Source organism: uncultured Campylobacter sp. (genome assembly GCF_937997535.1).
Lineage (GTDB): Bacteria > Campylobacterota > Campylobacteria > Campylobacterales > Campylobacteraceae > Campylobacter_B.
In genome coordinates this window covers 1-8510 of the sequence record NZ_CALKTT010000004.1, presented here as the reverse complement: position 1 = coordinate 8510, position 8510 = coordinate 1, and the positions used below count along the sequence as shown (strand labels likewise).

The 8510-nt window shown below is 48.3% G+C and carries 7 protein-coding genes; 5 read left to right on the top strand and 2 right to left on the bottom strand.

Annotated elements, in window-relative coordinates:
- Positions 1-201: 201 nt before the first annotated feature.
- The 3 genes from Q0117_RS00690 to dnaK are packed head-to-tail and all read left to right on the top strand — an operon-like array spanning position 202 to position 3494.
- Positions 202-990 (top strand): HrcA family transcriptional regulator, encoded by a 789-nt coding sequence (locus Q0117_RS00690; protein ID WP_297921177.1) that lies wholly within the window; start codon positions 202-204, stop codon positions 988-990.
- Positions 987-1562: a nucleotide exchange factor GrpE gene (grpE, locus tag Q0117_RS00685; RefSeq protein WP_297921173.1), complete on the top strand. Its 576-nt coding sequence runs from the start codon at positions 987-989 to the stop codon at positions 1560-1562. The genes Q0117_RS00690 and grpE overlap by 4 nt, the downstream gene beginning before the upstream one ends.
- A gap of 45 nt (positions 1563-1607) precedes the next feature.
- Positions 1608-3494, top strand: coding sequence for a molecular chaperone DnaK (gene dnaK / locus Q0117_RS00680; RefSeq protein ID WP_291937735.1), 1887 nt, complete (start codon positions 1608-1610; stop codon positions 3492-3494).
- A gap of 523 nt (positions 3495-4017) precedes the next feature.
- On the opposite strand, the gene tupA is transcribed toward dnaK, so the two are convergent.
- On the bottom strand, positions 4018-4836 hold the full coding sequence (gene tupA / locus Q0117_RS00675) for a tungstate ABC transporter substrate-binding protein TupA (protein ID WP_291937738.1): 819 nt from the start codon (positions 4834-4836) through the stop codon (positions 4018-4020).
- 83 nt (positions 4837-4919) lie between these two features.
- Between tupA and tupB the strand changes: the two genes are divergently transcribed.
- Together tupB and tupC are read left to right on the top strand one after the other, a co-directional pair.
- Complete coding sequence (gene tupB / locus Q0117_RS00670) at positions 4920-5612, top strand: tungstate ABC transporter permease TupB (RefSeq protein WP_297921170.1); 693 nt, start codon at positions 4920-4922, stop codon at positions 5610-5612.
- Entirely contained in the window at positions 5609-6913 is a 1305-nt protein-coding gene (gene tupC, locus Q0117_RS00665; protein WP_297921167.1) for a tungstate ABC transporter ATP-binding protein TupC, read from the top strand. Before tupB ends, tupC begins: the two co-directional genes overlap by 4 nt.
- A gap of 400 nt (positions 6914-7313) precedes the next feature.
- On the opposite strand, the gene Q0117_RS00660 is transcribed toward tupC, so the two are convergent.
- Positions 7314-8510 (bottom strand): aminotransferase class V-fold PLP-dependent enzyme (locus Q0117_RS00660; protein ID WP_297921164.1); only part of this gene is annotated, 1197 nt, incomplete at its 5' end.

Here is an 8510-nt window from a genome sequence, read left to right as displayed (position 1 = left end):
AATTCCAAGAATTCCAAGAATTCCAAGAATTCCAAGAATTCCAAGAATTCCAAGAATTACGCTCAGCTCAAAAAATCATAGTTAAAATTTAGCAAACTCAGGACCCGATTGCTAAAATTTTATAAAATTTATATAAAAACCTTGACATCCTACCACTCAATGTTGTATAATACTGGCAATCTTACCGAAAGAGTGCTAAAGGTGAAAACGAATAAACGTGATATGATCCTGGAATCCATCATTTCCGCCTATCTTGATAGCAATACCCCGATCGGATCTTCAGAGCTGGGTGAGCGTATGGGCGTAGCGATGTCAGCGTCTAGCATCCGAATTTATTTTAAGCGCTTAAGCGACGAGGGGGCTTTGACGCAGCTTCATGTAAGCGGTGGTAGAATTCCGACGGTTGCGACGATGCAGGATTACTGGCGCACTAGACTTAGCTTCGACGATGAGTTAAAAATAGACGATGCTCGCGAACTAGAAGCGGTGCTTGAGGATTTTGAAATTTACTGTATGATTTTCAACGCCGAAAATGAAGCCTTAAGCGAAGTTATCAATCACGATAATCGCTTCATAATCCTTGCATTTAGAACGGACGAGATTATCTTAAAATACGATTTTAGAGTTTTTAAATTCTTATCAAATTTAATAGGAATTTCACTCGGAGATTTGGAGCTAGCTTCGATGCAGATCGGTCTGCGCGAGCTTAGTACCAAAATTAAAGAGCTAAAAAATTCTAAAATCGAATTTCTTTGTAACGAGGTCGTGGCGTATAAAATTTTCAAAGACGAGCGGTTTAAAATTTTACTCAACCCCTCGATCGCCGTAAATTTTACTAAAAATTTGATCTTTGCGCCCTACTTCGAGCACGGATTTATGGGGATCAAACGCCCCGTAAAATTCGAAGGCGAGGACGCTACGATGATCTGCGCAGGCAGCGTTTATGAGAATTACGAGAAATTTTTTAACTACGCTAAAGGAGTAGCATGAGCCATAAATTTAAAGAGCACGGCGATAAAAACGCAGCGTGCAATAGTGAAGAAAAAGAGGTTTGCGAGCAGTGCGCGCCCGAAGCGAGCGAGCCGCAAGAGGCGCAGACATGCGACGATACTGACGCGCAGATACAAAAGCTTCAAAACGAGCTAAGTGAGATTACCGATAAATTTTACCGCGCCAATGCGGATTTTGAAAATCTCAAAAAACGTTTGGAAAAAGAAAAAGATAGCGCTGTTGCTTACGCTAGCGAGAGCTTTGCGAAGGATCTGCTGCCGATAATCGACGCGCTTGAGGAGGCCGCCAAAATTGATGTGGAAGGTAATGAACTTGCAGATAAAATTGAAGTCGGCGTAAAACAATGTCTAAGCCTTTTTACAAAGACTTTTGAAAAATACGGTATCGTTCCGATAGCGACGGACGGGGGATTTGATCCTAGCGTGCATAACGCGATCTCGATGATCGAGGCGGAGGGTGCAAACTCGGGCGATATAGTTCAGGTCTATCAAAAAGGCTATATGTATAAGCAGCGCGTTTTGCGCGCCGCTATGGTAGTAGTGGCGAAATAATCGTCCAAATTTTAAAATTTTAAATTCAACACAAAGGATAAACAAATGGCAAAAGTCATAGGCATCGACCTAGGAACAACAAACTCGTGCGTAAGCATATTCGAGCGTGGCGAGAGCAAGATCATACCGAATAAAGAGGGTAAAAACACCACTCCGTCGGTAGTCGCTTTCACCGACAAAGGCGAGGTTTTAGTAGGCGACAGCGCCAAGCGCCAAGCAGTCACTAACCCGGAAAAGACGATCTATTCGATCAAGCGCATCATGGGTCTTATGATGAATGAGAAAAACGCGCAGGAAGCCAAAAAGCGCCTACCGTATAAGATCATCGACCGAAATGGCGCGTGCGCGGTAGAGATCGCGGGCAAGGTTTATACGCCGCAAGAAATTTCAGCCAAGGTGCTAATCAAGCTAAAAGAGGACGCCGAGGCGTTTTTGGGCGAGCCCGTCGTAGATGCGGTCATAACCGTGCCTGCATATTTCAACGATAGCCAAAGAAAGGCGACAAAAGAAGCAGGAACAATCGCGGGCCTAAACGTGCTTCGTATCATCAATGAGCCTACCGCAGCGGCGCTTGCGTATGGACTGGATAAAAAAGAGTCTGAAAAGATCGTCGTTTACGATCTGGGCGGCGGTACGTTCGACGTAACCGTGCTAGAAACCGGCGATAGCGTCGTAGAAGTTTTAGCTACCGGCGGTAATGCATTTTTGGGCGGCGATGATTTCGATAACAAACTGATCGACTTTTTAACTTCGGAATTTCAATCTGAAACAGGTATCGACTTACGCGGCGACGTCATGGCTATGCAACGCCTAAAAGAGGCTGCGGAAAACGCCAAAAAAGAGCTAAGCAGTGCGATGGAAACGACGGTAAATTTACCTTTCATTACCGCTGACGCTACAGGTCCAAAGCACCTGATGAAAACCATCACTAGAGCTAAATTTGAAAGTATGATCGATTCTTTGGTAGATGAGACCATAAGCACTCTCAAAAAGGTCGTAAGCGATGCAGGTCTTAGCATGAACGATATAAAAGAAGTCGTCATGGTTGGCGGCTCGACGCGTGTGCCTTTAGTGCAAGAGGAGGTCAAAAAGGCTTTCGGCAAGGAGTTAAATAAGAGCGTAAACCCTGACGAAGTCGTAGCAATCGGCGCAGCGATCCAAGGCGCGGTCATCAAAGGCGACGTAAAAGACGTGCTACTGCTCGACGTCACTCCGCTAAGCCTCGGCATTGAAACCCTAGGTGGCGTGATGACCAAGATCATCGAGAAGGGAACTACGATACCTACGAAAAAGTCTCAAACCTTCTCGACAGCAGAGGATAATCAAAGCGCCGTTACAATCAACGTCTTGCAGGGCGAGCGCGAGTTTGCGAAAGACAACAAATCGCTAGGAAATTTCAATTTAGAGGGCATCATGCCAGCTCCTCGCGGCGTGCCGCAGATCGAGGTGGAATTTAATATCGACGCAAACGGAATTTTAACCGTTTCGGCAAAAGACAAAGCCACCGGCAAAGCAACCGATATCCGCATCACCGGCTCAAGCGGCTTAAGCGACGCCGAGATCGATAAGATGGTCAAGGATGCTGAGCTTCATAAAGAGGAAGACAACAAGCGCAAAGAAACCGTCGAGGCGCGCAACCAAGCCGACAGCATCGCACATCAAACCGAAAAGAGCCTAAGCGAGATGGGTGAGAAGGTACCGGGCGATCTACGCGCTAAGATCGAGGGCGCGCTAAATGATCTAAAAGCCGTGCTAAAGGATGAAAACGCGAGCAAGGAAGCGATAAACTCTAAAGTAGAAGCCCTAAGCAAGGTCGCCGAGGATCTATACAAGGCTGCCAGCGCAAATCAGGGCGCGCAAGGCGGATCGCAAAGCTCTGGCTCAAACGGCGGTAAAAAAGACGACGACGTCATCGACGCCGAAGTCGAGTAACCCGCCGCAAAGTGAAATTTTATAGCCGCGCGCTCGGTAGTTTTGCCTGCGCTTGAAAGGTAATTTTACCGGCGCGCGGCAGAAGCGACCCCATAAACCGCGCATAAAATTTCATAGCTTCACAAGCTTGGGCGTTTTTCATACGCCCGAGCTTAACTGCTACTTCAAATCAAATTCCCAACAAACTAAAATTTGGAGTCACACATAAATACTACTAAATTTTGCGCTGTATAAATATCGCTAGACATTAGAGCATATCCGAACACAATCGAAATTTCTCCGTGCCGATCTCAAATATAGCTGAAATTTTAAACCTATTGCCCACAAACAGCACTGCGATAAATTTAAACGCATGGCGAGAAAGTAAAAAATGTATCGTAAAAAGACGCGGTAAAAAGCGCTGGTTAAATTTTAGAAGCAAAAGAGCTAAATTTAAAGGCGCGCAGATTGATTTATGAAAAAGCGAAAGCCCAAAGACGACGATTCGCCTTTGGGCTTTAAATTTAGCCTTATTTAGCTAGAGCTAATTCTTGCGAGTATTCGCATCAGGGGTGAAAAGCGGCTTATTTAGCAGCTTGAAATCGCCTACGAACTTCTGCCCCTTCTCGCTAGTGATCCATTTAATGAAGCGCTGCGCGTTTTCGTAGTCGGCTTTTGGGCAGTGCTTCGGATTGACCGCGATTACGGAGTAAAAATTCTTCAGATCATTATCGCCTTCGTTGATGATAACCATATCGGGATTGCCCTTTTTATTGTCCTCGTATTTGATGTAGGTGCCGCGATCGGTGAAGGTCACGCCCTTTTGCTCGGCGGCTGCGTTGATCGTAGCGATCATGCCTTGACCGGTTTGGTTATACCATGCCTCATTTTCAGGTACGGCGCCCTCAACCTTTTTCCAAATTCCTTTCTCTTTGTTGTCGGTGCCCGATTTATCGCCGCGAGAGAAAAATTTAATCTTCTCCGCCTTGATTAGCTCAAACGAGCCTTTAAGGTCCTTGCCTTTAAATTTAGGCGCGATCGATTTATCGGCGATGAGGATAAAATCATTATACATAACGGGCGTGCGATCAACGCCGAAGCCTTTTTCTACAAATTCTTTCTCGACTTTCGGCGAATGCACAAAAAGTATGTCCGCATCGCAGTTCTCGCCAAGCTTTAGAGCAGCACCTGTGCCTACCGCCGTCCATTTGATATCGACGCCGGTTTCCGCCTTATACGCAGGATAGATAGCGTCTAGCAAGCCCGTATTATCGGTGCTCGTTGTAGTTGCCATCACCAAATCGTTATCGGCGGCAAAAAGGCTCGCACTAAGAGCGAGCGAAACAAAAAATATTTTTTTCATGTTATCTCCTTTAAAAAATATGCTATTATAGCATATAAATTTGGTTTATAAATATGCCAGAATAGAACATTTAGGACGTGATCTTGGACTTTATTTTAGAAGGAATTTTAAGCGCATTCGGACTGCTTCTTAGCGGCGACGCAGAGACATTTTCGGCGATTAAGGCGACGCTTCATACTTCGAGCATCTCGATACTTTTCGCGATTATAACCGGCTTTCCGATAGGATTTATTCTCGGATTTTACGAATTTCGCGCTCGCAGAACGCTTAGGCTTTTAAGCGACGTCGCGCTTGCGATGCCCACGGTAGCGATAGGACTGATCCTTTACGCTTTCATCTCCAGAAACGGCCCTTTTGGCGAGCTGGGGCTGCTTTTTACGCTCAAAGCCGTGATGCTCGGGCAGTTTGTGCTGGCACTTCCCATCATCGTCTCGCTAAGCGCCAGCGTCATCGAAAATATGGACAAAAAGCACTATCTAAACATTATGAACTACCGCCTAAGCCCACTAAATTTAATCCTTTGCGTGCTTTACGAGCTGCGCTATGCCCTACTCGTCGTCATCGCCACCGCTTACGGGCGGATCGTCGCCGAGGTAGGCGTAGCGATGATGATCGGCGGCAATATCAAATATTTCACCCGCACGATCACCACGGCGATCTCGCTTGAGACCAACAAAGGCGAGTTTGCGATGGGTATAGCGCTCGCGCTGGTGCTGATTTTAATAGCGTTTGCGGTAAATTTAGCCATCCACGCGCTAAAAAGGCTGGATCGATGAGTGCAGATAAACTAAAGCGTCCGAGCAAAGATTTCACGGACAAAAACCGCGCGGAACGGGAGCGCGAAAATTTTATAAGCGAAAATTTCACGGACGCAAATTCCGCCCCCGAGAATTCTACGAGCGTAAATTCTATGCGCATAAATTTCGCCGCCGAGAATTCTGCGAATAAAAATTCCACTGCGGTAAATTCTAAGAGTGTAAATTCTGCGACCGAGAATTCCATTAGCGCAAATTCCGCGGGTAAAAATTCCAAAAGCGAGAATTTCGCGAGTGAGAATTCTGCGAGAAAGAATTTTGCAAATGAGAATTCCGCCGCCGCGCGATCCGTACCCGATAGCGAACTGATCTCGGTGCGGGATCTAGTGCTGTGCTACGGACGGAGCGAAATTTTAAATATCCCTAGCCTCGATCTAAATACGAGCGGCATCACAGCGCTTTTGGGTTCCAACGGCAGCGGCAAATCCACGCTACTGCGAATTTTGTCCTTTTTGCAGCATCCAAGCAGCGGCAGCGTGGAGCTTTGGGGGCAGTGGGCGCCCTCTTTGCAGACGCTGCGGCAGACCTGCTTGCTGCTGCCCGAGCCCGTGCTTTTAAAACGCAGCGTGGAGCAAAATTTTAAATTTGCGCTCAAAAGTCGCGGCGCGCTTGCGGAATTTGACGAGCGAGTGGATGAGGCGCTCAGCCTAACGGGACTTGATAGAAGTTTTTTATCAAAGAAGCATTTCGAGCTTAGCTCGGGGCAGACGCAGCGCATCGCGTTTGCGCTCGCTCTGGCGCAGCGCGCGAAGCTCTATCTGCTCGACGAGCCGACCAACAGCCTCGATCTTGCCGCTTCCAAGCTCTTTGCGCGCGCGATTTTATTTATGCGGAGTCACTACGGCTGCGGCTTTATCATCGCCAGCCACGATGAGAAATGGCTCAGCGCGATCGCGCAAAGAAGCGTATTTCTGCATCGCGGCAAGATATGCGAGTTCGAATACAAAAATATCTTTGACGTGCAAAACGGGATTTTAAAATTTTCGGATGAAATTTCGTTGCGCCTTGAAGAGGGGCTCGCACGGGCTCGCAAAATCGCGATAAATCCGAGTAAAATTTTATTATCTCAAAGCCCGTTTGAGCGTTGCTTCGCGGGGATTTTGCACTCGGTTTCGCTTCAGTACGGCTCCTCGCTACTCATCAAGATCAAAGCGGGCGACGTGTTGCTAAAATGCGTCACGGCGCAGGATGAGCGGCGCTGGAGCGCGGGCGAGAGGATCTATTTCGGATTTGAAGACGGCGCGTTTTTAGGACTAGAGTAATTCTGCGCGAAGTGCGGATAGGCTCTATTTTGCTTTAGAATTTTATTCGCGCGGCGCTAATAAATTTCATTTCTGCCTCAAATTTTCACTGCGAACCATCTAGCGCGGCGTATCTGGCAAAACAGAGCGCAAAAATTTGCGCCTTGAAATTTTGAAATTTACAGGCATGGCTTTACTTAGCGGCGCGGAATTTTAAAATTCTAAATTTTAACTCTGCAGAGCGTATCATTTATTTCGCCTACAGTGCGAAGGCGAAACGATAGTAAGAATTCTATAGCGTAAAACTCGCGTAAAATTCTAAAGAGACGGCGCGGAATTCCGATAAATTTTAAAAACGGTGCGGGATTTTATAAAATTTCACTAGAGCTCAAAAAAGCGGCAAAGCCCTAACTCATGCCGCTTAAATCTTCCCGCCGAACATCTCATACATCGCCTTTTCCTCGCCCCAAAGCTCGCGGTGCTTTTTGACGCAGGATTTTATCGCGCCAACTAAATAGCGCACGTCTTGCTCGGTGTGCGTGTAGTGCAGGCTCACGCGCACGAAGCCGGGCTTGCTTTCTGGCATGCGCCCCTCCTTGATACCCAGCAGATCGTGAGCGTACGGGCCCGCGCACATCACGCCCGCGCGCGTCTGGATGCCGAAATCGTTGCTAAGGCTCGCGGCAAAATCATAAGCCGAGACGCCGCGCACATTAAAGGAAATTATCGGCAGCCGCGGCGCGCCCTTTGGAGCGTAGTTTATGACCTCGTCTATACCTGCTAGCTCGCTCTCAAAAAGCCGTGCTAGCTCGTCCTCGGCGCTTTTTATTTGCTCGAAGCCGACTTCGTTTCGCAGTGCGTAGGCCAAATTTGCGCGCATAAGCCCGATGATAGGCGGCGTACCGCCTTCTTCTAGTTGCTCGGGATTTTTCAAAAATACGTGTCCTTCGCGGCTAGCGTAAGCGACCGTCCCGCCCGCGGCAAACGTCGGTACGTCGCTGTTAAGCAGCTCCTTTTTAATCGCCAAAAGCCCGCAGCTTGCAGGTCCGCCGAGTAACTTATGCGGCGAGAGGAAAATCGCGTCAAAGTAGTCGCAATCTAAATTTGCGTGCGAGCTCAGAGCCGCGCAGTCAAAGGCGACGATGCCGCCCGCAGCTCTGATTAGCTCGCTGATCTTTTTATAGTCGCTAATGACGCCCGTAACGTTTGAGGCGGCGCTAAACGAGCCGATGATGCGGCGTCCCGCATTTAGCTTCAAGATGCGCTCGAGTGCTAGCAGATCGATCTCGCCGCCCTCGCTAAGCGGCACGCGCATGTAGTCGCAAAGCCCCTCGCGAAAGCTAAGCTCGTTTGAGTGGTGTTCGTACGGCGAAACGAGCACGAGCGGAAGCTGTGCGGCGCGTAAATTTGCCTCGCCGATCGCGCTTCTAGTCGCAGGCGGCAGGTAGATGCCCAGTAGCTCCTGAAATTTCTTGATCGCGGCTGTCGCGCCCTGTCCGCAGGCGATGAGACAAAACCGCTCGTCAAGCCCCAGCAGTTTTTTTAGGCTCTCGCGCGCGCCCTCGTAGCGCCGCTGCGTGATGATGGCGCTGGAGCTACTGTCGGAGTGGGTGTTGGC

Bases quoted from the DNA above. Each gene is read 5' to 3' on its own strand.
- grpE (WP_297921173.1), top strand. From the start codon at position 987: ATGAGCCATAAATTTAAAGAGCACGGCGATAAAAACGCAGCGTGCAAT.
- tupC (WP_297921167.1), top strand. From the start codon at position 5,609: ATGAGTGCAGATAAACTAAAGCGTCCGAGCAAAGATTTCACGGACAAA.
- tupA (WP_291937738.1), bottom strand. From the start codon at position 4,836: ATGAAAAAAATATTTTTTGTTTCGCTCGCTCTTAGTGCGAGCCTTTTT.
- dnaK (WP_291937735.1), top strand. From the start codon at position 1,608: ATGGCAAAAGTCATAGGCATCGACCTAGGAACAACAAACTCGTGCGTA.